The 22,499-nt window shown below is 69.2% G+C and carries 25 protein-coding genes; 14 read left to right on the top strand and 11 right to left on the bottom strand.

Features of this window, described 5'->3' with window-relative positions:
* Positions 1-35: 35 nt before the first annotated feature.
* Positions 36-461 carry a PPOX class F420-dependent oxidoreductase gene (locus AB0B91_RS43635; RefSeq protein WP_358333520.1) on the bottom strand — a complete coding sequence of 142 codons (426 nt, stop codon included), beginning with the start codon at positions 459-461 and terminating at the stop codon, positions 36-38.
* 217 nt (positions 462-678) lie between these two features.
* On the opposite strand from AB0B91_RS43635, the gene AB0B91_RS43630 reads away from it, so the two are divergent.
* Entirely contained in the window at positions 679-1,929 is a 1,251-nt protein-coding gene (locus tag AB0B91_RS43630; protein ID WP_358333517.1) for an FAD-dependent monooxygenase, read from the top strand.
* Between the two features lie 28 nt (positions 1,930-1,957).
* Here AB0B91_RS43630 and AB0B91_RS43625 read toward each other — a convergent pair whose 3' ends face one another.
* Genes AB0B91_RS43625 through AB0B91_RS43615 form a run of 3 tightly spaced genes read right to left on the bottom strand, consistent with a single transcriptional unit; the run spans position 1,958 to position 4,603 of the window.
* Positions 1,958-2,452, bottom strand: coding sequence for a hypothetical protein (locus AB0B91_RS43625; protein WP_358333514.1), 495 nt, complete (start codon positions 2,450-2,452; stop codon positions 1,958-1,960).
* Positions 2,449-3,921, bottom strand: coding sequence for a HAMP domain-containing sensor histidine kinase (locus AB0B91_RS43620; RefSeq protein WP_358333511.1), 1,473 nt, complete (start codon positions 3,919-3,921; stop codon positions 2,449-2,451). The genes AB0B91_RS43625 and AB0B91_RS43620 overlap by 4 nt, the downstream gene beginning before the upstream one ends.
* A 7-nt stretch (positions 3,922-3,928) precedes the next feature.
* Positions 3,929-4,603 (bottom strand): response regulator transcription factor, encoded by a 675-nt coding sequence (locus AB0B91_RS43615; RefSeq protein WP_358333508.1) that lies wholly within the window; start codon positions 4,601-4,603, stop codon positions 3,929-3,931.
* A gap of 190 nt (positions 4,604-4,793) precedes the next feature.
* On the opposite strand from AB0B91_RS43615, the gene vanY-N reads away from it, so the two are divergent.
* Complete coding sequence (vanY-N, locus tag AB0B91_RS43610; protein ID WP_358333505.1) at positions 4,794-5,366, top strand: D,D-peptidase/D,D-carboxypeptidase VanY-N; 573 nt, start codon at positions 4,794-4,796, stop codon at positions 5,364-5,366.
* A 50-nt stretch (positions 5,367-5,416) separates the two neighbouring features.
* A complete protein-coding gene (locus AB0B91_RS43605) occupies positions 5,417-7,441 on the top strand; it encodes an ATP-binding protein (protein WP_358333502.1) in 2,025 nt (674 codons plus the stop codon).
* Positions 7,442-7,460: 19 nt separating this feature from the next.
* On the opposite strand, the gene AB0B91_RS43600 is transcribed toward AB0B91_RS43605, so the two are convergent.
* From AB0B91_RS43600 to AB0B91_RS43590, 3 genes are read right to left on the bottom strand one after another with little or no spacing between them, the layout of a single operon-like run.
* Positions 7,461-8,153: an aspartate/glutamate racemase family protein gene (locus AB0B91_RS43600; RefSeq protein WP_358333499.1), complete on the bottom strand. Its 693-nt coding sequence runs from the start codon at positions 8,151-8,153 to the stop codon at positions 7,461-7,463.
* A gap of 32 nt (positions 8,154-8,185) precedes the next feature.
* Positions 8,186-9,556 carry a UDP-N-acetylmuramoyl-tripeptide--D-alanyl-D-alanine ligase gene (murF, locus tag AB0B91_RS43595; RefSeq protein ID WP_358333633.1) on the bottom strand — a complete coding sequence of 457 codons (1,371 nt, stop codon included), beginning with the start codon at positions 9,554-9,556 and terminating at the stop codon, positions 8,186-8,188.
* 5 nt (positions 9,557-9,561) lie between these two features.
* Positions 9,562-10,518: a D-alanine--D-alanine ligase family protein gene (locus AB0B91_RS43590; protein WP_358333496.1), complete on the bottom strand. Its 957-nt coding sequence runs from the start codon at positions 10,516-10,518 to the stop codon at positions 9,562-9,564.
* A 211-nt stretch (positions 10,519-10,729) separates the two neighbouring features.
* Here AB0B91_RS43590 and AB0B91_RS43585 point away from each other — a divergent pair, with 211 nt between their 5' ends.
* From AB0B91_RS43585 to AB0B91_RS43540, 10 genes are all read left to right on the top strand, one after another.
* Complete coding sequence (locus tag AB0B91_RS43585) at positions 10,730-11,059, top strand: PadR family transcriptional regulator (protein ID WP_358333493.1); 330 nt, start codon at positions 10,730-10,732, stop codon at positions 11,057-11,059.
* Positions 11,060-11,061: 2 nt separating this feature from the next.
* Complete coding sequence (locus AB0B91_RS43580) at positions 11,062-11,427, top strand: DUF1048 domain-containing protein (protein ID WP_358333490.1); 366 nt, start codon at positions 11,062-11,064, stop codon at positions 11,425-11,427.
* A gap of 15 nt (positions 11,428-11,442) precedes the next feature.
* Positions 11,443-12,681, top strand: a complete 1,239-nt coding sequence (locus AB0B91_RS43575) for a serine hydrolase domain-containing protein (RefSeq protein ID WP_358333488.1) — start codon at positions 11,443-11,445, stop codon at positions 12,679-12,681.
* Between the two features lie 83 nt (positions 12,682-12,764).
* Positions 12,765-13,412, top strand: a complete 648-nt coding sequence (locus AB0B91_RS43570; protein ID WP_358333485.1) for a helix-turn-helix domain-containing protein — start codon at positions 12,765-12,767, stop codon at positions 13,410-13,412.
* A 135-nt stretch (positions 13,413-13,547) separates the two neighbouring features.
* Positions 13,548-13,877: a hypothetical protein gene (locus AB0B91_RS43565; RefSeq protein WP_358333482.1), complete on the top strand. Its 330-nt coding sequence runs from the start codon at positions 13,548-13,550 to the stop codon at positions 13,875-13,877.
* 10 nt (positions 13,878-13,887) lie between these two features.
* Positions 13,888-14,901, top strand: a complete 1,014-nt coding sequence (locus AB0B91_RS43560) for an Lrp/AsnC family transcriptional regulator (protein ID WP_358333479.1) — start codon at positions 13,888-13,890, stop codon at positions 14,899-14,901.
* A gap of 148 nt (positions 14,902-15,049) precedes the next feature.
* Positions 15,050-15,475 carry a VOC family protein gene (locus tag AB0B91_RS43555; RefSeq protein ID WP_358333630.1) on the top strand — a complete coding sequence of 142 codons (426 nt, stop codon included), beginning with the start codon at positions 15,050-15,052 and terminating at the stop codon, positions 15,473-15,475.
* Positions 15,476-15,522: 47 nt separating this feature from the next.
* Positions 15,523-16,020 (top strand): pyridoxamine 5'-phosphate oxidase family protein, encoded by a 498-nt coding sequence (locus AB0B91_RS43550; RefSeq protein WP_358333476.1) that lies wholly within the window; start codon positions 15,523-15,525, stop codon positions 16,018-16,020.
* 74 nt (positions 16,021-16,094) lie between these two features.
* On the top strand, positions 16,095-16,502 hold the full coding sequence (locus tag AB0B91_RS43545; protein WP_358333473.1) for a YciI family protein: 408 nt from the start codon (positions 16,095-16,097) through the stop codon (positions 16,500-16,502).
* Entirely contained in the window at positions 16,499-17,644 is a 1,146-nt protein-coding gene (locus AB0B91_RS43540) for a DUF6596 domain-containing protein (RefSeq protein WP_358333470.1), read from the top strand. The genes AB0B91_RS43545 and AB0B91_RS43540 overlap by 4 nt, the downstream gene beginning before the upstream one ends.
* Before the next feature lie 182 nt (positions 17,645-17,826).
* Here AB0B91_RS43540 and AB0B91_RS43535 read toward each other — a convergent pair whose 3' ends face one another.
* From AB0B91_RS43535 to AB0B91_RS43520, 4 genes are all read right to left on the bottom strand, one after another.
* Positions 17,827-19,023 carry a cytochrome P450 gene (locus AB0B91_RS43535; RefSeq protein ID WP_358333468.1) on the bottom strand — a complete coding sequence of 399 codons (1,197 nt, stop codon included), beginning with the start codon at positions 19,021-19,023 and terminating at the stop codon, positions 17,827-17,829.
* A 40-nt stretch (positions 19,024-19,063) separates the two neighbouring features.
* Positions 19,064-19,525: a MarR family transcriptional regulator gene (locus AB0B91_RS43530; RefSeq protein WP_358333628.1), complete on the bottom strand. Its 462-nt coding sequence runs from the start codon at positions 19,523-19,525 to the stop codon at positions 19,064-19,066.
* 117 nt (positions 19,526-19,642) lie between these two features.
* Positions 19,643-20,428 carry a MerR family transcriptional regulator gene (locus AB0B91_RS43525; protein WP_358333465.1) on the bottom strand — a complete coding sequence of 262 codons (786 nt, stop codon included), beginning with the start codon at positions 20,426-20,428 and terminating at the stop codon, positions 19,643-19,645.
* 44 nt (positions 20,429-20,472) lie between these two features.
* Positions 20,473-21,969 (bottom strand): serine hydrolase domain-containing protein, encoded by a 1,497-nt coding sequence (locus AB0B91_RS43520; protein ID WP_358333462.1) that lies wholly within the window; start codon positions 21,967-21,969, stop codon positions 20,473-20,475.
* 119 nt (positions 21,970-22,088) lie between these two features.
* On the opposite strand from AB0B91_RS43520, the gene AB0B91_RS43515 reads away from it, so the two are divergent.
* Positions 22,089-22,478 carry a PPOX class F420-dependent oxidoreductase gene (locus AB0B91_RS43515; protein WP_358333459.1) on the top strand — a complete coding sequence of 130 codons (390 nt, stop codon included), beginning with the start codon at positions 22,089-22,091 and terminating at the stop codon, positions 22,476-22,478.
* Positions 22,479-22,499: the final 21 nt, after the last annotated feature.

The raw sequence follows: 22,499 nt of genomic DNA, 5'->3' as shown, positions 1-22,499 counted from the left end.
GCTCCGGGCCGCGGTGGGGTGCGCCCGGGTGTTCGTCAGTCGGTGATGCCGCTGTATGCGATGACCTTGGTGGGGTGCAGGCGGACCACGAGTTCGCCGGGGACGGCATTGCGTCTGCCGAATTCCGCGCCCTTGTCCGCGCCCATGTAGCGGGCGCCGGCCCGGCCGGCGACGTCGAGGAGCTCGTCCAGGTCCTCGCTGAGCGTCACATGGCCGCGCGCTTCGACATAGGCGAAGGGCGGGGCGTCGTCAGCGACAGATAGGGCCGCGCGGGGGCTGCGTCGCAGGTTGCGGGCCTTGGCCGTGGTGCCGCCCGTGGTGAACAGGAAGTCCTCGCCGTCGAAGATGTACCAGACGGGGGTGATGTTCGGGGTGCCGTCGGCCCCGATGGTGGCAAGCCGTCCGGTGGGCGCCCCGCGGCTGACGAAGGCGTGCCATTCCTCGGTCGACATCTTGTGCATCGTTGATCCTTTGCCTGTGGCTGGTCTGTGGTCATCCGGGACGGCGGTTGCGCGGAACCGTCTCCAGGGCGAGGTGACAGGAGTGGTCGACGACCTCGGCAACGAGGTCAGACGCAGGTTAACCTCGGCGGCCATAGGTGTGCGGGTCGACAGGCCGCCGGGACCTGAGGGACATTTGTCCAATCCACCGGCAGGCGAGGGCGGTGACACTCTGGCCATGACCATGCGGATTCTCATCTCCGGCGCCAGCGTCGCCGGTCCGGTGCTGGCGTACTGGCTCACCAGGCACGGCTTCTCCGTCACCGTCGTCGAACGCGCGCCGACTCTGCGCAAGACCGGCGGCCACGCGGTCGACCTGTTCCGGCCCGCGGTGGACATCACAGAGAAGATGGGCGTGCTCCCGCGCGTCATGGAGCGGGCCACCGGCACGAGCCGGATGACCATCTACCGGGAGGGCTCACGGCGTCCCGTCCGGGTGGACCTCTCCAAGATCTTCAGCGGCGCCTCCGAACGGCACGTCGAGATCATGCGCGACGACCTGAGCGAGATCTACTACGACGCCGCGCGTGACGACGTCGAGTATGTCTTCGGCGACTCGATCACCGCGATCTCGCCCGACGGCGAGGTGCGGTTCGAGAACGCCGCGCCGCGCCGCTTCGACCTCGTCGTCGGCGCGGACGGGCTGCACTCCAACGTGCGCCACCTCGTCTTCGGCGACGAGTCCCGCCTCAGCGCCTTCATCGGGGCCTACCTCGGGGTGCTGACCCTGCCCAACACCTCCGGCCTCGACGGCGAAGTCCTCATCCACGTCGGCGTCGGCCGCACAGCCGGCATGTACGGCGCGCGGCATCTCGGCGAGGCGCGGGCGTTGTTCCTCTTCCGTAGCGAGCGCGAGCTCGACTACCACCACCGGGACGTGCCCCGGCAGAAGGAGCTGCTGCGCGGTGCGTTCGAGGGCGCCCACGCCGACGTGGACCGCTGGCTGGACGAGCTCGACCGCACCCCGGCGTTCTACTTCGACTCGATCACCCAGCTCCACATGGACACCTGGTCGCGCGGGAGGGTGACGCTCGTCGGCGACGCGGGCTACTGCCCGGGCCCGGCCGTCGGCGGCAGCACCAGCCTGGCCGTCGTCGGCGCGTACGTCCTCGCCAGGGAGCTGGCGCGAGCGGGCGGCGATCACGAGCGCGCCTTCCCCGCCTACGAGCGCGCGATGGCGGAGCACGTGCGCGGCAGCCGCGCGGTCGCGCTGAGCGCGGCGAACACCCTGATCCCCACCTCCCGCCTGGGCGTGTGGGGACTGGCCCAGGGCGCCCGCCTGCTCTCCGCCCTGCCCGCGGGGCCCAGCCGGGCCCTCATGCGCCTCACGACCAAGAGCGCACGCCTCTACAACTCGATGACAGTCGACGACTACCCGCCCGCATCAGGAGGCCGGGTCGGCCTCGCGGGCGACCTGGGATCCCGGTAGTGGTGGCTGGAAAAGCGCACGCCTCTGGTCATGACCGTTCCGCCGGGCAGTTTCGGGGGCCGACGCTCTGCCCCGCACCGATGACGGTGACCTGGGCAGCGCCTCCCGGCGTGGCGGCGGCCGTGCACACGATCTGGTCGACGGCCAGCGTGGACAGTTTGCCGGCCGGAGTGGACACGGTCACCACCAAGTGGCCAACCGGCGCGGCGGTCACCGAGAACGGGCCGGTTTCGGGCGGGATGGCGGTGGTGAATCCGCGCGCCTGTTCCCTCGCGGTGGGTCCAGCTGCCAGCAGCGCGAGCGTGTCCGCTTTGAACATCGGACGACCACTGGGCGGGCGCGTCACCGCGCTGAGTCGGCCGTTCTTCACCAGGTAGAGGGTGATCGTCGTGTTTGGTGCGACGGCTCCGCTCGGCGGGTCGGCGCCGGTGATGACGTCGGTGGGTCGCACGCCGCAGCCGGCCACGGCGAGGAGCGATACGAGGCCCGCGGCGAGCACGCGGCGGGCGAGCCCGGTCCTCACTCGGGGCCTCCGTCCGGATCGTGTGTCCGGCGTGGCAGGCGCAGCGTGAAAATGGCGCCGCCGTCCGGGGCGTTGGTGACGGTGAGGTCGCCTCGGTGCAGGCGCGCGTTCTCCCGCGCGATGGCGAGGCCGAGACCGCTGCCCTCGGACCTGGCCCTGGCCGCGTTGGCCTTGTAGAACCGGTCGAACACGTGCGGCAGCACCGCTTCGTCCAGTCCCGGTCCGTGGTCGCGGACCTCGAGAGTGATCCAGTGCGGGTCGGCGGAGAGCTGTACCGACACCGGTGGCTCGCCGTGCCGCAGGGCGTTGCCGACCAGGTTCGCGAGGATGACGTCCACTCGGCGCGGGTCCAGCCGCGCCGTCACCGCGGGTGGAAGCTCGGTGCGCACCTGCTCCGACCAGCCCCGGGTACGCAGGGTCGCGCACACCAGCTCGGCCACGTCGACCTCGTTCAGCGCGAGGGCCGCGACGCCGGAGTCGAACCTGCTGATCTCGATGAGGTCGTTCACCAGCCCGGTGAGGTTGAGCGTCTCCTGGCTGACCAGCCTGGCGGCCCGGCCGGCGTGCTCGGGCAGCCCGGCCGCTTCCTCGTCGAGGACGTCGGCGACCGCGGTGAGCGCGGCCAGCGGGGTGCGCAGCTCATGGGACACGTCGGCCACGAACCGGCGGGCGTCGGCCTCCATCTCGCGCAGCTGCTTGACGTGCCGTTCCAGCTCCGCGGCGGTGTTGTTGAACGTACGTGCCACCTCGGCCAGCTCGTCGGAGCCGCGGACCGCGATTCTGGCCCGCATCTCGCCCTCACCCAGCAGGCGTGCCGCCCGGCCGAGCTCGCGCACCGGGCCCAGCACGCCACGGGTGGCCAGCAACGCGAGGGCGACCGCGAACGCCAGGGCCGCCCCGCCGGTGAGCCAGGCGAGTGTGGCGAGCTCGTCGATGCTGGCCTGTTCGGCATGGAGGCTGCGCGCGGTGTAGACCTCGATGCCGGAGATCCGCGCCGGCTGGTCCCGCTCGGCGATCAGCAACGGCGTACCGATGATCAGGATGGGCTCGCCCCGCAACATCACGCGTTGCCACACGATGTCGCCGTCGGCCACCGCCTGTCGCAACGCCGGTGGAATCACCCCGAGATCCGGGATCTGCGCGTTCCCGGCCGGCCTCCAGCGCCCCGGCGTCAGGCCGGGCGACGAGCGCAACTCGTGGTAGACGGCGACCGCATAGCTGTTCCCGTCATTCGCGGCACGGGCGATCTCGTCGAGCTCGTCCGGGCCCGGCGCCGCACTCCGCAACGGGAAGACCGTCTCCAGGCGGCTTTTCATCGCCTGGACCGCCGCATCCTGGGCCCGCACGAGGATGGCGTTGCGGGCCTGGACATAGATCCCACCGGCCACCGACGCCGCGGTGACCACACACAGCAGCGCGAACGCGAACAACAGCCGGGCGCGCAGCCCCAGGCTCGGCCAAGATGCCACTGGCGGCTCACACCGGCCCGAACCGGTACCCGAACCCACGCACCGTCTGCACGTAGACGGGCGCCGCCGAGTCGTCCTCGATCTTCGCGCGCAACCGCTGCACGCATGCGTCCACGAGACGTGAGTCGCCGAAATACCCGTGCTCCCACACCGACTCCAGCAACTGCTGGCGACTGTGCACCCGGCCCGGCGTGCCGGAGAGCTCGAGCAGCAGGCGCAGCTCGGTCGGGGGGAGGCTGACCGGCACGCCGCGGTTGGTGACCACCAGCCCGGCCCGATCGATGGTCAGGTCCCCGTGCCGCTCCAGCTCCGCCTGGTCGCGGCCGATCCGCCGGAGCACCGCGCGAATGCGTGCCTCGAGCACCCTGGGCTGCACCGGCTTGACCACGTAGTCGTCGGCGCCCGCCTCCAACCCGGCCACCACGTCCATGTCGTCGCTGCGCGCGGTCAGCATGATGATCGGTACCTCCCTGGCGGCCCGGATGCGGCGGCAGACCTCGAACCCGTCCATGCCAGGCAACATCAGATCGAGCACGACGACGTCGGGAAGGTCCGTACGCAGCCGGTCCAGCCCCTGCTCGCCGGTCTCCACCGCGCGCACCCGGTGCCCATGCCGGGTCAGGGCCAGCTCAAGACCCTCCCGCACGGCCGGGTCATCCTCGATCAACAACACTCGCGACACGCCGCCGAGGTTCACAGCACGCTCCGTAACTTGCCCGCCGGTCAACGCCATCCACTGTGGACCGGCCGTGTCCCCGCCTCGTCCGCGCCGTGTCATGGTTGTGTCACGGTCGCGGCTACGGTGACCGCCGTCGAGAAACGATGACATACGGCGGACAACGCGCGCACATTTGGCGCCAATCGTAGCCGTCATGGACGAACCACGCACCATCCCACCTCGGCCCCGTGACCGGCTGTACGCCCTGGTCACGCTGGTGCTGGCCGTGCTCCTGCTGCCCGCGGCATTCGTTCGCCATCCCGGCCGCGCCCGCGAACTGGCCTGCCGCTGGGCGTTACGGATGCGATTCCCCGCCGAGGACCTCAGCGGGCTCACCGGCGGCGCAGTGGCGGCGTTCAACGCGGCGCGCACCGAGGCGCTCTGGCGGCACGGCCAGCTCATCGGCCTCACCTCGGGATACCGCGATCCCCTTGTCCAGCAACGGATGTTCGACGAGGAGGTGCGCCGCTCCGGCTCCCCGGCCTCGGCCCGCATGCTCGTGCTGCCACCGGCGGAATCCAGTCACGTCAAGGGCATCGCGCTGGACGTGCGCCCCCACGAAGGCGCGCGCTGGCTCGAGGAACACGGCGCCCGCTACGACCTCTACCGCATGTACGACAACGAGTGGTGGCACTTCGAGCACTGCCCGGACAGCGGCGACACGCCACCACGACGACGACCCCACCCCGGCGTGGGCTACGTCATCGAGAACGGAGACCAGACGTAGCCCAGATCCGCATCTACCCAGGTACAGGCGTTCGAAGAGGGGTCAGGGGTATGTCGTCGGGGAGTAACAACAAGCCCGGATCGCTGGGATCGCGCCTGCAGGCGGCGCGCGAGACGGCGTTCGTGGGGCGAGAAGAAGAGCTCGCGGTTTTCAACGCGGCGTTGTACGGCGGCGGCTGCAGCGTTCTGTACGTACATGGTCCCGGCGGCATCGGGAAGTCGGCCTTGTTGCGGCGGTTCGCTCAGGAGGCCGCGGTGGCGGGGCGGCCGGTGTCCATGGTGGACGGGCACATGCTGGAGTCGGCGGCATCCGAGGCCGAGTTGGTGCTTCGCGATGCGGACGCGGTGCTGCTGGTCGACGACTTCGAACGCATTCAGGGCTTGGAGGGATGGCTGCGCGAGTGGTGCCTGCCGCGGGTGCCCCTGGGGGCGCTGGTGGTGATCGCGGGGCGAAATCCGCCGGATATGCGGTGGCAGGCGGATCCGGGATGGGCTGGGGCGCTGGAGGTGCTGCCACTGCGTGACCTGCGAGCCGGAGATGCGCGGGCCCTGATGGACTCCTCCGGGGTGCCGGCCGAGTTGCGCGAGCCGCTGCTGGCCTTCGCCGGTGGTCATCCGCTGGCGCTCCTGCTGGGGGCGGCCGTGGCGGTGAAGGACGGCAGGGCCGGCAGGCGGTGGATGCCGAATCAGGTCGTGGTGGCCACGTTGCTGGATCAGCTGGTGGGCGAGCCGCCTTCGGCGGCGCATCGGCATGCTCTGGAGATCTGCGCGCATGCGTACATGACGACGGAGGACCTGCTGCGGGCGGCCTTGCCGGAGGGCGCCGGGACGTTGTTCCGGTGGTTGCGGCGGTTGCCGTTCGTGGAGTCGGGCGGTCTCGGGCTGTTTCCGCATGCCGTGGTACGGGCGCTGCTGGAGGCGGACCTACGATGGCGAGATCCCGAGGGGTACGCGGTGATGCACGACCGCATTCACGCCCATCTGGCGGAGAGGGTGCGCACGGCGAGCGATGTGGACCTGGTCGGCGCGGTTGCGGCACTGCTCTACCCGCATCGCGGCAACGGAGCGCCGGCCGATTTCCACGGTCGCCACGACGAGGGCGAGTTCCAGGAAGAGGTGTTGCGGGAGGAGGACATCGGCACCTTGCTCCGGGTGGCGACGGCAGCTGAGGGTGCGGCGTCCGCGAGCCGCGCCGCCTTCTGGGCGGAACGTCAACCGGCGGCGTTCCGGGTGTATCGACGGATCGAAACCGGCGAGCCCGTGGCGTTCTCCGCATGGTTGCGGTTGGCGGAACTCGATGAGGAGGAGCTGACGGCCGACCCCCTCGTGGCCAGGGCGTGGGCGCATGCGCGTGCCACCACGCCGTTGCGCGCCGGTGAACATGTGGCGGTCAGCCGAGTGTGGGTGCTGCCGCCGTATCGCGGAAACTCACCGGTGATGGATTTGATCCAGTGGCGAGTGATCGGCAATTGTCTGCGGGCCGAGCGGATGGCATGGTCATATATCGAGATACGGCATCTACGGTGGCACTACGGGATGCGTGCCATTTCCGGGGAGCCGGGGGATGAGGCGTACACCCTGTTCGTTCATGACTGGCGCGCGGTGCCGGCGCGGGCGTGGCTGGAGCGGATGAACCACCTGCTCGTCGCGGGGCCCGCCGGCGGCCCGAGTGCCGCGACGGCGAAACTGGCGGTGCTGTCCCAGGCGGAGTTCGCCGAGGCGGTTCGCAAGGCGTTGCGCCAGTTGGGGCGGCTGGACGCGCTGGCCGCCTCCCCACTGACCCGCACCAGGCTGATCGCCGAGCGGGCCGGGCAGAACCCGGCCACGGCACTGGGTGACCTGCTACGCCAGGCGATCGACGACCTGCGTGAGGATCCGCGCTCGGTCAAGTTCCACCGGGCGCTGTCCGTCACGTTCGTCCGCGGCGCGCGCACCCAGGAGCTGGCCGCGGAACGACTCGGCCTCCCTTTCACCACCTACCGCCGCCATCTGACGGCCGGCATCGAACGTGTCTGCGCCGACCTGTGGCACCGGGAGCTGTATGGCACCGACGCACCGGCGTACCGATCCGGCTGAGCCGCCACATCGTGCCAGGTCAGTCGGCGAGCGCGAGGCCGGCCGCCGCCTCCGCGTGCAGTCGAGCGCTCGGCAGCACCGGGATGGCGCTGTCCTTCTCACTGATCAGCAGCTCGATCTCCGTGCAGCCGAGGATGACGCCTTCAGCGCCGTCGTCCGCGAGGTCTTCGATGATCTGGGCGTACGCGTCTCTGGACGATTCCCGGAGCTCCCCGCGCACCAGTTCGTCGAAGATCACGCGATGGACCAGCTCCCGCTGCGCACGCCGCGGGACGACCACGTCGAAGCCGTGGGCGGCCAGCCGATCCCGGTAGAAGGGCTGCTCCATGGTGAACTGAGTGCCCAGCAGACCGACCTTGCGCATGCCCCTGGCGCGGACCTCGGCGCCCAGGACGTCGGCGACGTGCAGCACGGGCCCGCTCACGGCCCGCGCCACGTCGTCGCTCACCCGGCTGAAGGTGTTGCTGCAGATGAGCAGGAGGTCGGCGCCGAGATCCTCCAGTTTCCGGCCCGCACCGGTCAGCAACGTACTCACCTCGTCCCAGCGGTCGGCGAAGATGAGGTCCTCGACGGTCGTGTAGTCGACCGACCAGATGAGGCTGTTGGCGGAATGGCTGCCGCCGAGCCGCTCGCGTACCCGCTGGTTGATGATCTGGTAGTAGATCACCGTTGATTCCCAGCTCAACCCGCCGATAAGACCGATAGTGCGCATGGAACTCCGTTTCGCCAGCTTGTAGAACTTGGTCAGGCGTCGGCCAGCGCGCGGGCGCAGGCACCGAGCCCGATCTCGCTGGAGGCCTTGACGAACACCACGTCTCCCGGTTCGAGCAGCGCGATGGCCAGATTCAGGGCCCCGGCCACGTCCTCGACGGTATGGACGGCCATGCCCTGGTTCGAGGACGCCGCTGCCCACGCCATCGCGAGCGGATCCCCTGCTCCGACCGCGATCAGCACATCGAAGCGGAGGTCGGCGACGAGCCGGCCCATCTCCGCGTGCCGGGCGCGGGAGGCGTCCGCCTGCTGCCCCATCGCGCCGAGCACGGCGACGGTACGACGAGTGCCGGCCAGGGCCTTCACCGCTCGCAGCCCGGCCCGCATGGATTCGGGGCTGGCGTTGTAGGCGTCGTTGACGATGGTGATGCCGTCAGGTCGTTCGACGATCTCCAGCCGGCCCGCGGAGCGCCGCCGTGCGGCGTTCAGCCCATCGGCGATCTCGGCGACGCCCAGGCCGAGCGCGGTGGCGACGGCGGCGGCGGCCAGCGCGTTGCTCACCTGGTGCTCGCCTATGAGGTCGAGCTCGACCGAGGCCCGGCCGGAGGGCGTCACCATCTCGAACGCGGTCCGCGCGCGGTCGATCATCCGCACGTCTTCGGCTCGCACCTGCGCCTCCGCCGACCCGCCGTACAACAGGATCTGGGCCTTGGTGCGGCCGGCCATGCCCATGACGTACGGGTCATCGGCGTTGAGCAGGGCGAACCCGTTCGCCGGAAGTGCCGCGACCAGTTCGCCTTTGGCCTCGGCGATGTCGGCCGACCCGGCTCCCATACGCTCCACATGTGCGGTGCCGACATTGAGCACCAGCCCGACCTGGGGCGGTGCGAGCCCGGTCAGGTACGTCAGGTCGCCCTTACGGCCGGCACCCATCTCCAGCACCAGGTATCGGGTGGTGGCATCGGCACGCAGCACGGTGAGCGGCAGGCCGAGCTCGTTGTTGAACGACTTGTCGGTGGCGACCGTCGCGGCGTGCCGTTCGAGCACCTGGGCCAGCAGGTCCTTGGTCGTGGTCTTGCCCACGGAGCCGGTCAGGCCGATCACGGTCGGGCTGATGCGTTCGAGCAGGTGCCTGGCCAGCAGGCCGATCGCGAGCTGGACGTCCTCGACCACGAGGGCGGGCACGCCGACGGGCCTTGAGGCCAGCACGGCGACGGCGCCGTCGGCGATGGCACCGGCCGCGTAGTCGTGACCGTCGACGCGGGCGCCGACCGTCGCGACGAACAGGCCGCCGGGCACCACCTCGCGGGAGTCGACCGCCGAGGGCGCCGTCACCAGCGCCTGCGGGTCGCGCACGTCGGACAGGCTCGCGCCGACGACCTGCGCGATCTCGTTCAGCGTCATGGGGATCACGAGCCGCTCCTGGCGAACGCGAGGTCGATGAGGCGGCGCAGCAGATCCGGGTACGGGACACCGCTCGCGGCCCAGGCCCTGGCGTAGACGGAACGGGAGGTGAAGCCTGGCATGGTGTTGATCTCCAGCACGTGCAGGCGTCCCGTGTCCTCCTCATAGAGGAAGTCGACACGGGACAGGCCGTAGCCGCCGATCGCCCGGAAGGCGCGCAGGGCCAGCTCGCGAACGTCCTCGGCCACCCGTTCCGGCAGCACGGCGGGGATGATGGCCAACTCGGCCTGGCTGAGGTACTTGGCCTCGTAGTCCAGCCAGTCGCCGGGCACGATGAGCTCGCCGGGCACCGAAGCATCCGGCGTGTCATAGCCGCCGAGCACGCCGCAGATGATCTCGCGCGCGGTCACACCCTGCTCGACGATGACCACCCGGTCGTGGACCAGCGCCAGCTCCACACCCGCGCGCAGCTCCTCCATGGAGGTGACACGTGAGATGCCGATGGAGGAGCCCATGTTGGCCGGTTTGACGTACATCGGCCAGTCGAGCGACTTCACCAGGCCCCAGTAGTCGGTGGTGGTGCGCCATTCGTGCTCGGTGAACGACACATGCGGGGTGACCGGAATGTCCTCCGCCAGGAACGTGCGCCGCATCGCGACCTTGTTCATGGCCACGGCCGATGCCAGGACGCCGCAGCCCACGTACGGGATGCCCAGCGTCTCCAGGTGACCCTGGACGACGCCGTCCTCTCCGAACGGCCCGTGCAGCGCGGGGAAGACCACGTCCGCCAGATCGCGTCGCAGCTCAACCGGCCACCTGCCCTGCCGGTCGATGATGACGGCGACGGGCTCGTACAGATCCCTCGGCAGAGCGTCGAGCACAGCCTGCGCCGACTGCAGCGACACCTCATGCTCGGCGGACGGCCCACCCGCCAGCACAGCCACGCGCACGCGTTCAGTCACGATCAACCTTCCTCAGGGGAACGGAGACAGCACCGCCGCCGCCGCATGACCAGCGCGCCGAGTGTCGGCTCTTCGCCTGACCAGTTCCCAGACCATTCGCTGTCCAGTTCCAGACCAAGGCTTGCCAGCTATTCTGTGTTGCTAAGTACTGGTAGTCGGTGTTACTGTCTACTGGTAGTCAGCAACACCAAGTAGCTGAAGGGGGTGTTCCATGGGCAAGCAGGTGACGGAGCTGCTCAAGGGAACGCTGGAGGGCATCGTCCTGGCGATCCTGTCCGGCCGGCCCGCGTACGGCTACGAGATCACGGCGTGGCTGCGGGATCAGGGCTTCTCCGACATCGCCGAGGGCACCATCTACGCGCTGCTGGTCCGGATCGAGCAGCGCGGCTTCGTCGACGTGCAGAAGGTCCCGTCGGAGAAGGGACCGCCGCGCAAGGTGTACTCCCTCAACGCCCAGGGCCAGGAATATCTCGCCGAATTCTGGAGGACCTGGAGCTTCCTCGCAGAACGGCTCGAACAGCTCCGCAAAGGAGGCAGCTGACCATGTCCGACGCTGAAAAGAGCGGCTTTCTCACAAAGGTGATCGGCCCCAAGCGGCAGTGGCGGCAGTACAAGGCGCGCGTGCGTCAACTTCCGCCGAACTACCGCACGGCGGTCGAAGCGATCGAGCGGTACCTGATGCACTTCGTGCCGACCGACGGCGAGAGCAACGCGTCGATGTTCGAAGACCTCGCCGACCTGTTCGACCAGGCCGCGGCGGACGGAACGCCGATCCGCGAGATCGTCGGGGAGGAGCCGGTGGAGTTCGCCGAGGCGTTCGTCCATAACTACTCCGAGGGTGGCTACGTCCCCGCCCGTGAGCGGAAGCGGCTGACCGACGCCATCACGCGCGCCGCCGGAACACTGTAGGTAAGGAGATTGATGATGGGAACTGGCAAGAGCGGCTTCTCCGAAACGGGGCTGCGCAGACTGCGTGAGGTGCTGGCCCGGCATGTCGAGTCCGGGAAGATTCCCGGGCTCGTCGCCCTGGTCAGCCGGGGCGAGGAGACCCACGTCGAAGCGATCGGGACGATGCGCCATGACGGTGGCGCGCCGATGAGCCGCGACACCATCTTCCGGATGGCCTCGACGACCAAGCCGGTCGCGGTGGCGGCGACGATGGTCCTGCTGGATGAGTGCCGGCTGCGGCTGGATGACCCGGTGGATCCGTGGCTGCCCGAACTCGCCGACAGGAAGGTGCTGAAGCGCGCCGACGGCCCGCTGGACGACACCGTGCCGGCCCGGCGGCCGATCACCGTACGGGACCTGCTCACCTCCACGTGCGGGCTCGGACTGGATATGACGGCGCGGACCGCTCCGATGATGAGCGCGTTCTTCGAGCAGGGGGTTTACGGCCAGGAGGACGGATGGATGTTGCCCGAACCGGGACCGGATGAGTGGATGCGCCGCCTGGGCACGCTCCCGCTGATGTACCAGCCTGGAGAGCGGTGGCTGTACAACGTCAGCGACGACGTGCTCGGCGTGCTGGTGGCCAGGGTCACCGGCCAGTCGTTCGAGACGTTCCTGCGCGAACGCGTCTTCGATCCGCTGGGGATGAAGGACACCGCCTTCCACGTGCCCGCCGACAAGATCGACCGGCTCCCGCCCCTGTACGCTCCCGACTGGCAGACCGGAGAGTTCCGCGTGGAGGACGAGGCCGAAGGGGGACACCACAGCCGGCCTCCGGCCTTCCAGTCAGGCGGCGGCGGACTCGACTCGACCGTCGACGACTATCACGCCTACTTCCGGATGCTGCTGAACCACGGGATGAACGGCACCCAACGGATCCTGTCGCGGCCCGCCGTCGAGCTGATGACCACCAACCGCCTCACGCCCGAGCAGACGGCCGCCCTGCAGGCCTGGGCCCGCAGCGTCGTCCATCTCTCGCACGGGCAGGGGCAGCAGGGCGGCTGGGGCTTCGGGATGACGGTGCGCACCTACCGTGGCGACTACGCGCCCATCGGCCAGTTCGGCTGGGACGGCGGAGCCGGCACCACTACCTACGCCGACCCGGACAACCAGCTCGTCGGCCTCCTGCTCACCCAGACCGGCATGTCCACCCCGGATTCGGCGCGGGTCATCCACGACTTCTGGACCACCCTCTACCAGGCGATCGACGACTGACTCCCGCATAACCGTAGGCCTTACAGTGGGTTCGTCGGTTTCCCAAGTTGGAGGGCAGGATGACCTCCGTCCCATCGGCCGCCATGGCTTCTCCCCGTTCGGTGCTTGCCAGGGACAAGCTGATGCGCACCGCGGAGCGGCTCTACGCCGAGCACGGGTTCGCGAGCGTGTCGGTCGCGAAGATCGGGGAGGCGGCCGGCCAGCGCAACAAGTCGGCGGTCCAGTACCACTTCAACAACCGCGACGAGCTCATCATCGCGATCCTGGAACGGCACATGGCCAGGATCGAGAAGCACCGGGTCGCGCTGGTGGAGGCGCTGGGCGAGCCGGGGGAGGTGCCGCTGGAGGAGCGGATCCGCTGCCACATCCTGCCGAACATCGAGCACCACATCGAACTGGGCACGCCGTCCTGGTACGGGCGGTTCCTGGCTCAGGTGATCGTGGAGCCCAATCTGCGGGAGTACGCGATCCAGGCGCACGGGAACCTGCCGTCCGTTCGCCGGCTGGACGAGTTCGGCCGGGCGCAGTGGCGGAATGACGATCGCGCGCTGATCGCCCAGCATCACGAGATGATTCGCCAGCTCACTGTGCACATGTGCGCCGAAGTGGAATACGACTTGGCGCATGGGCGCATCGATCCGGCGGCCGCGGAAGAGTCCTGGCGTCGCTTGGGCGAGAACCTGATCCAGGCGATCTGCGGGCTCAGCGTCTCCTTGCTGGGAAATCGCTAGCGGAGGTACGTGCGGGCAGCTGCTACAACAGCCACCTGATCGGATTCCATCACGGCCGCTCGTTCAATGTCGAAAAGTATCGATCGCACGCCGCCGGCTGGAACCCGTTGCCGCCGTGGCAGCAGCCTGTCCTCCATGCCTACTCACGACCTCGACAGGATTGACCACTCCGTCCTCTACGCCACCGACATGGACGCCACTGCGGCGACGTACGAGGGCCTGCACGGTTACTCCTTCGGCTGCTCCGACGTCGCGGTCACCGAGAAGCGGCTGCGCGCGGCCGGCCTGTCCTCCTCCGGAGTGCTGCCGCTCCCGCTGGGGAGGGTGGAGATCGTCGCGGTCTCCGCCTTCCGGGAGATGTTGCGCGAAGAGCCGGTGCCCGCGCTGCCGTACATGGCCGGTCAGACCTTAGCGGTCAGGGATGTGAACGCGGCCCGCTCCCCGGCCTCAGGCACGTCACGCTAATCTGACCACGGTGGCTGCCCCGGTCCTGGACGAGCTCGATCGTGCCATCATCCACGCGCTGCACGTGGATGGACGCGCGCCCTTCAGCCGCATCGCATCGGTGCTGCACGTGTCCGACCAGACGGTCGCGCGCCGCTACCGCCGGCTGCGCTCCGACGGATTGCTCAACGTGGTCGGCCAGTTGGAGGCACGGCGGCTGGGCTGGGTGCAGTGGTTCGTGCGGATCCAGGTCACGCCCGACGCGGCCGTCCCCATCGCCGACGCCCTGGCCCGCCGCCCGGACACCTCCTGGGTCAGCCTCACCTCAGGCGGAACGCAGATCGTCAGTGTCATCCAGGCACGCAGCCCGCACGAGCGTGATGCGCTGCTCCTCGGGCAATTGCCCCGTACGCCAAGAGTGGTCGGGGTAACGGCTCACTGCCTGCTGCGGGTCTTCGCCGGCGGTCCCACCGGCTGGCATGGCCGAGCCAACTCTCTCGGACCGGAACAGATCGCCGCGCTCAGCCCGCGGCACCCGCAACGGGAACAGCACGGGCGGGTCCTCCTGGAAGAAGGCGACGAACAGCTGGCGGCGGCTCTGGCCCGCGACGGCCGCGCCGGCTATCCGGAGCTGGCCCGGGCCACCGGCTGGTCGGAGATGACGGCCAAGCGCAGGCTGGAACAGCTGCGCGGCCGCGGCGCGCTGTTCTTCGACGTGGACATCGATCCTCTTCTCCTGGGCTTCGAGATGGTCGCGATGCTCTGGCTGACGGTCGAGCCGTCCGCGCTCCGCCGCGCTGCCGAGGCGATCGCCGCCCATCCCGAGGTCGCCTTCGCCGCCGCCACCACCGGCCCGACCAACTTGCTGGTCTTCGTCGCCTGCCACGACGCCGAAGCACTGTACGACTACCTCGAGGGCGGCATCGGAAGCCTGCCGGGGGTCCGGCAGATCGAAAGCGCTCCCGTCATCCGAGACAGCAAGCGGGCCGGCACAGCTATGAAGGCTGCCCGCGGGTCGGGTGGTTCGCCGAACGTCGCGAGGTAGATCCGGTGCCGGTGGCAGCCAGAAAAAGATTCTCAAACTCGGCACGCTTTCGATGTCGAGATTGTGGATCGGGCTCCGTCCCAGGGACATCAGCGGCCACGACGGGCCCGCGCGACGAAGAAGGAGAACCATCATGACGCTCCAGCGGATGGACAACGTCGGCATTGTCGTCGACGACCTTGAGGCTGCCATTGCGTTCTTCGTGGAAGTCGGCATGGAGCTGGAGGGCAAGGCGCAGATCGAGGGCCTCTTTGCGGACCGTACGGTCGGTCTCGACGGCGTCCGCTGCGACATCGCGATGATGCGGACCCCGGATGGCCACGGCCGGCTGGAACTGGCGAAGTACCGCAGCCCCGCGGTGATCGCCGCCGGACCGCACAACCCGCCGCACAACACGCTGGGCATGCATCGCGTCATGTTCGCCGTCGACGACATCGAGGACGTCGTCGCCCGTCTACGCGCTCACGGCGCCGAACTCGTCGGTGAGCTGGCCCGGTACGAGGACAGCTACCGGCTCTGCTATGTCCGCGGCCCCGAGGGGATCATCATCGGGCTGGCCGAGCAGCTCAGCTGACAACCCGTCGCGGCCGACCATGAAAACGACAAGGGATAGGAACAACCGTGCGACCGAACGAGATCACCGAGATTCTGAACCGGCCGATCAGCCAGGAACTGCTGGCCCGCGACCTGACCCGCTTGGCCTATGTCGCCAAGGACGGCACACCGCGCAATGTCCCGATCGCGTTCACCTGGAACGGCTCGGAGGTCGTCATGTGCACGTCGAAGAACGCTCCGAAGCTCCGGTCTTTGAGCGAGAACCCGATGGTCGCCCTGACGATCGACACCGAGGTTCACCCGCCGAAGATCTTGCTCATCCGCGGCCGGGCCGAGCTGGACGTCGTCGAGGGCATCCCGGCCGAGTATCTGCAGATGAACGGCAGCTACCAGATGACGCCCGAGCAGCGGGTCGAGTGGGAGGCGGAGGTGCGTTCCCTCTACGACGGCATGGTCCGGATCGTCGTGACCCCGACCTGGGCGAAGCTGATCGACTTCGAGACGACCCTGCCCAGCGCGGTCGAGGAGCTGATCCAGCAGCGGGAGGAGCGTCAGCGCGCCTGAGCGCCGTACGTGGAAGGTCGAAAACTCGCAATGAACACGGCCACAATGGGCCGTACCGCACAGAGGAGAAGATGATGGCCAAGTATCTGCTGCTCAAGCACTACCGAGGCGCGCCGGCAGCGGTCAACGACGTGCCGATGGACCAGTGGACGCAGGACGAGATCGACGCGCACGTGCAGTACATGCGTGACTTCGCCGCTCGGCTTGAGGGCACCGGAGAGTTCGTCGACAGTCAGGCGCTCTCCCCGGAGGGCACCTTCGTCCGCTATGACGGCGAGGGGCGGCCGCCGGTCACCGACGGCCCGTTCGCGGAGACCAAGGACCTGATCGCCGGCTGGATGGTGATCGACGTCGAGACCTACGAGCGGGCGCTCGAGCTGGCCGGCGAGTTGTCCGCGGCGCCGGGTGCGGGTGGGAAGCCGATCCACGAGTGGCTGGAGGTGCGCCCGTTCTACGGCGTGCCGCCCACGGTGACCGAGTGAACGAGTCGCTGCTGCGGGAGCTGGTGCCCGCGGTGATCGGTGTCCTCGTCCGTCGCGGAGCCGACTTCGCGGCGGCCGAGGACGCCGTGCAGGACGCCCTGGTCGAGGCCGTGCGGGTGTGGCCGGACGACCCGCCGCGGGACCCCAAGGGCTGGCTGGTCACCGTGGCCTGGCGTAAGTTCCTCGACGCCGCCCGCGCCGATACCTCCCGGCAGCACCGCGAGGTACGCGTCGAGACCGAGCCCGTGCCCGGCCCGGGCGAGGCGGTGGACGACACGCTCCGGCTGTACTTCCTGTGCGCGCACCCATCCCTGACACCGGCCTCGGCCGTCGCGCTCACGCTGCGCGCGGTCGGTGGCCTGACCACCCGCCAGATCGCGCAGGCCTACCTCGTGCCGGAGGCGACCATGGCCCAGCGGATCAGCAGGGCCAAGCGGACCGTCTCGGGCGTCCGGTTCAACCAGGCCGGTGACCTCGCCACGGTGCTGCGCGTGCTCTACCTGGTCTTCAACGAGGGCTACTCCGGCGACGTCGACCTCGCCGGCGAGGCGATCCGGCTCACTCGCCAACTGGCGGCCAAGACCCACCATGAGGAGGCCGCGGGCCTGCTCGCGCTCATGCTGCTCCACCACGCCCGGCGCCCGGCGCGGACCGGCCCCGACGGCAGACTCGTACCCCTTGCCGAGCAGGACCGCGGCCTGTGGAACACCCGCCTGATCGCCGAGGGCGTCGACGTGCTCCAGACGGCCCTCGCCCGCGACCGCCTGGGCGAGTTCCAGGCCCAGGCCGCCATCGCCGCGCTCCACGCCGACGCCCAGGCGGCCGAGGAGACCGACTGGGTGCAGATCGTCGAGTGGTACGACGAACTGGTGCGCCTCACCGACAGCCCGGTGGCCCGCCTCAACCGGGCCGTCGCGGTCGGCGAGGCCGACGGCCCGCGCGCCGGCCTGGCCGCCCTGGCGGAGCTCGACCCCGCCCTGCCCCGTTACACCGCCGTCGCGGCGTACCTGCACGAACGTGACGGTGACCCGGTGACCGCGGCACGGCTCTACGCCGAAGCCGCCCGATCGGCGCCCAGCCTGCCCGAACGCGACCACCTCACGCGACAGGCCGCACGGCTCAACGCGCAGCTGCGCGGTTGAGCGGAACATACGTAGCTGCCGCAGGCTCTCCGCCGAGCCGAACCCGCACCGTGCCCCCATCTCCGCCGCGGGCAACGACGACGGTGGTCACGCGGGCGATGTCGGGTAACTCCACTAAAGCAGGGTGCGCTGCGAGGGCCTGCAGCACACCCCGCCCCAGCGGAACTACGGCTTCCGCGCTTCTAGAGGAGCGGAAGGCGGCGCACCCCGCTCATGGTCGGCGTGGGGATGAACTCCACGGGGTCCGCCGGATCGGTGCGCAGGGGATCGAACCGGTCGAGCAGGATGTTCAGCGCGACCCGCCCCTCCAGCCGGGCCAAGGGGGCGCCGATGCAGAAGTGGATGCCGCGGCCGAACGCGAGATGCGGGTTGGGATCGCGATCGGGATCGAACGTCTCCGGGTTCGGGAACTGCCGGGGGTCCCGGTTGCCCGCCGCGACCCAGCACATGACCATCTGATCGGCCGGGATCGTCACCCCGCCGAGCTCGACCTCGCGCATGGTGGCGCGGCCGAGGGCGGCGAACGGGGTGAGGAGCCGGAGTGACTCCTCGATGACGGCCGGGACCGAGTCGCGGTTGGCGCGTACCCTGTCCTGCTGGGCGGGGAAGGCGTCCAGGCACAGCACCGTGTTGCCGAGCAGCATCGTCGTGGTGATGTGCCCGGCCAGCAGGAGCACGATCGCGAAGTTGACCACCTGATCGTCGGGCAGGTGCTCCCCGTCCACCTCGGCCTCGACCAGCCTGCTGAGCAGGTCGCCGCGCGGCTGCCGGCGGCGTTCGGCCGCGTGGTCGGCGAGATAGTCGCTCATCTCCCGCCACGGCTTCATCGTGGCTGCGAGGTCCGCGCTCCGCTCTTCGGCGGACCGGTTGAGCGAGACCTTGGCGTCTCGCTGGAACAGTCCGTCCGCCCACCGCTTGAACAGATCGCGATCACTGCTGGGCACCCCCAGCAACTCGGCGATGACGATGACCGGCAGCGGGTAGGCCAGATCGCGTACCAGCTCGAACCGCTCGCGCTCCCGTGCCGCGTCGAGCAGTTCGTGGGTGATCGCGGCGATCCGCGGTTCGAGATCCGCGACGACCTTGCGGGTGAACGCGCTGCTGACCAGCTTGCGCAGCTTGCCGTGCTCCGGCGGGTCGATCTGGGTGATGAACCCGTCCAGCGAAAAGCCCTCCTCCGGCAGCATGCCCTTGGGGACTATCCGCATCGTGTCGGAGGAGAAGGTCGCGGGGTCGCCGATGACCTCCTGCAGCTCCGGGTAACCGTAGACGTTCCACATCCCGGCTTGCGCGTCGAACTCGACGGGCGGGCCCGATCGGGGCCCGTGCAGCCAGAAGTGTTGCTTCGGGACGTCGTACCGCTCGACGAAGTCGGCCATTGCCTCTCCTTGGTTGAGGATCTCTCTGTCGAGATGTACGTCAGGACGATTTCTTGCGGTATTCCGCCCAGCGCTCGAGCATCTCCTCGGAGTCGCGCAGGATGAAGTCGAAGAACTCGCGGGTGTCCTCCACCCGGGCGCGCCGCTCGGGTGGGCCCTCGCCGAGGATGGACAGCCCGAAGTCCAGCGTTTCCAGGCTCCTCCGAACGCCGTCGAGCTGAACCTGCATGACCTGCGCCCATCCGCCGCCGATGATCCGGTAGCGGTGCTCGCGGGCGGCTGTGGGCACGCGCTCGATCATCCCGCTCACCTCCAGCTGCCTGGCGACCGTACTGACCGCGGTCTTGCTCACACCGAGCTCGGCCGCCAGGTCGGTGAGCGAACGGTCGGGCGGGTCGCAGATCATGAGCCACGCGTGCAGGCGGCCCATCGTGCGCGTCCCGCCCAGACGCTCCATGACCAGCCCCATCCGGTCGACGAACTCACTCTCCTGAGGCTCCACTGGCGCCAACTCCGCAATTATCGTCAAGTACGTACTTTACGAAGTGTACATCGCGGCGCCGGGACGCGTGAAGAGCCGTGCGGGGACCCGCAGACCGTGACGCCCGCGGGCGGCGGGTCAGTGGGAGTCTGGTCTGGGGATATGGACGCCGGCGGCGCGCAGCTTGGTCTCGAAAAGCGCGGCCAGCCGTGCCGCGGCCGGCGTCCGCTCTTCGCCGTGGTGGGCGATCAGCGTGTACCGGGTCGCGGCCTCGGTGCGGGCTTGCAGGCCGGTCACGGTCTTCAGCAGTGCGGGGTTGGCGAGGTAGTGGTCGGCCGCGTCGGTGGCGAGTTCGGCGATGCGGGGGTCGTCCGGGTCCCAGGCCGCGGCTTCGGCTGTGCGCTTGCCCAAGGCGACGAGCCCGGTGTCTTCGAGGGCGTCCTCGAAATGGGTGAGGTAGTCGTCGAAGCCTTCTGGGACCAGGGCCTTGGCCAGCACCCAGCCCTCCCTGGTGGCCGCCACCTCGTCGGCGGAGAATCCGCGGCCCCGCATCCGCTCCAGCAGCGCCACAGCGCGGTCGGGCAGCAGAGCCCGGTCACCGTCGGCGAGCCGATGCAGCGTGTCACGCCGCGCGGTCAACTCCTCGATCCGTTCGGTGAGCTGCCGCTCGACGTCGGCGAGCGCGGCCGCGAACAGCGCGGCGTCGGCGTCGAGCAGGGGCCCGATCTCGGCCAGCGGCACCCCGGCGGCGGCCAGCGTCCGGGCCTGCACCAGCCGCAGCAGATCGGCCGATCCGTACCGCCGGTAGCCGGAGCTGTCGCGTTCCGGCTCCTTGACCAGGCCGAGCTTGTGGTAATGCCGCACCGTCTTCACCGTGACGCCGACGAATGCCGCCGCCTGCCCGATCGTGACTCCGTTCCTCATCTGCCCAGCCTGCCTTGTGCTCGAGGTGTACGGGTCGCAGGTGCTCAGTCCTGCCTACGGCAGAACACCTCGTTGACGAGCCTTTGCTGGGCGCTCTGGAATGCTGTCGCGATGGACAGGTCGGCGTCGTCCATACAGTTCAGCGCGGCGGTCAGAGTCTTGCTGCCGTCGGGTGTGCTGTACATCAGCGCCGCGTGGCCCACGGCGGCGCCGTTGTGGGTGATGAGGGTGCCGCCGTCGTCTGTGGTCAGGACGAACACTCCCAGGCCGTAGTCCATGTTCGGGATGCCCGTGGGGTGCGGGGTGCACATCTCGGCCAGGAGCGGGGCGGGCAGGAGCTTGCCGCTCAGCAGGGCGGAGATGAAGGTGTGGAGGTCCTGGGTGGTGGAGATCATGTCGCCGCCGGTGGAGATCCAGGAGGGGTTCTGGCGGGTGACGTCGACCGTCTTGTCCTGGTAGCGGTAGTAGGCGTGGGCGTACGGCTCGGGGATCTCCGGTGAGGTGTCGGGCACCACGGTGTCCGACAGGCCGAGCGGCCCCAGGATCAGTCGTTGCATCTCCTCGGCGAGCGGGCGGCCGGTGACCTTCTCGATCAGCAGTCTGGCCAGCACGTAGTTGGTGTTGGAGTAGCTCCAGCCCGTCCCCGGCTCGAACCGCGCAGGCTTGGACAACGCCAGCTCCACCAGCTCCTGCGGCCGGTAGGCCTTGAACCGGTTGTCCAGCCACTCTTCGCCCGTGGTGCCGTAGGGGATGGGGATCCCCGTCACGATCGTCCCGTCGTCATAGACCTCGCCGGTGAAGTTGAACACCCCGCTGGTGTGCTGCAACAGCATCCGCACGGTGATCCGCTCGTCCAGCCCGAACTTGGGCAGGTAGTCCGCCGCCGGGGTGTCCAGCCCGATCTTGCCCTCGGCCACCAGCTGCAGCACCAGGGTCGCGGTGAAGGTCTTGGTGTTGCTGCCGATCCGGGCATGCCCGTTCGTCGGCGGCTTGGCGGCCCCGCCCAGCTCGGCCGCCCCGGCGCTGCCGGCCCATTCGCCCCGCTCATCATGTACGCGCAGCTGCACCCCGACGAAACCGGAATCGACGATCTCCTCGATCGCCTTCTGCAGTTCCGGGCGATCCTGCCCCGCAGTGGCCACCCCAGCGGCGTCGAGGGCGGCGGTGATCTTGCGGGCCATCTCGGCCTTGGTGGGGCTGGGCTTGTCCGGGTGGACCTGGGCGGCTTCGATGGCGAGGAGGATGGTGCCGCGGAAGTTGTCGGCTTCCGCCGGAGCTTGCTCGCCGAGCAGGCTCATGGCCGCGGTCAGGGCCGGCAGCACCTGGTCGGCGAGTTCGGCGACGGTCTTGCCCGTCAGTTCGATGTCCTTTGCCTTCGCGGCGAGCACGTGCCCGACCAGACCGGTCGCCGACGTCAGGGCGATGGTGGCATTCGTGGCGGTCTTCTGGGGCGAGCCGGTGGCGGCGGCCATCAGCGACACTACGCCGTACGCGGCGGTCCGCAGAGTGCTCTTGTCCTGGTCGGAAAGGGTGATGGACATGGTGGTTTGCTCCTTCAAATCTTTTATGTCCGGTCGGCGTCGCGCCGCTGCGAGGAGCTTCCACCCTGACCTAAGGTCAACCTCAACCGTGATCTGGCTCACTGAAAGGCTCACACATAATGATCTTCACCCAAGCCGAACTCGACTATCTGACCACGCAGCCCATCGGGCGGCTGGCCACCGTGTCGCCCGACGGGCAGGTGCAGAACAACCCGACCAATTTCTTCCTCGATGCCGACACCGGCACGATCGTGATCGGCGGAGGCGCGCTGGGCGGGACGAAGAAGTTCCGGAACGTCCAGCAGGGCAGCACGGTCGCGTTCGTCGTGGACGACCTGGCGGCGGTCGATCCGTGGACGCCGCGCGGCATCGAGATCCGGGGTTCGGCGGTGGCGCTGACGGACCACGAGCCGCCGGTGCCTGGCTTGTCCCGGCAGATCATCACGATCACTCCCAGTCGGATCATTACTTGGGGGTTGGACGGACCCAGGACGAGCCGCAAGGTATGAAAACGCGTGGCCCCTTACGAG

It is taken from the genome of Nonomuraea sp. NPDC049141 (genome assembly GCF_040648415.1).
GTDB lineage: Bacteria > Actinomycetota > Actinomycetes > Streptosporangiales > Streptosporangiaceae > Nonomuraea.
Note: the sequence above shows the minus strand (reverse complement) of the source record. Positions and strands in the feature narration are given on the sequence as shown.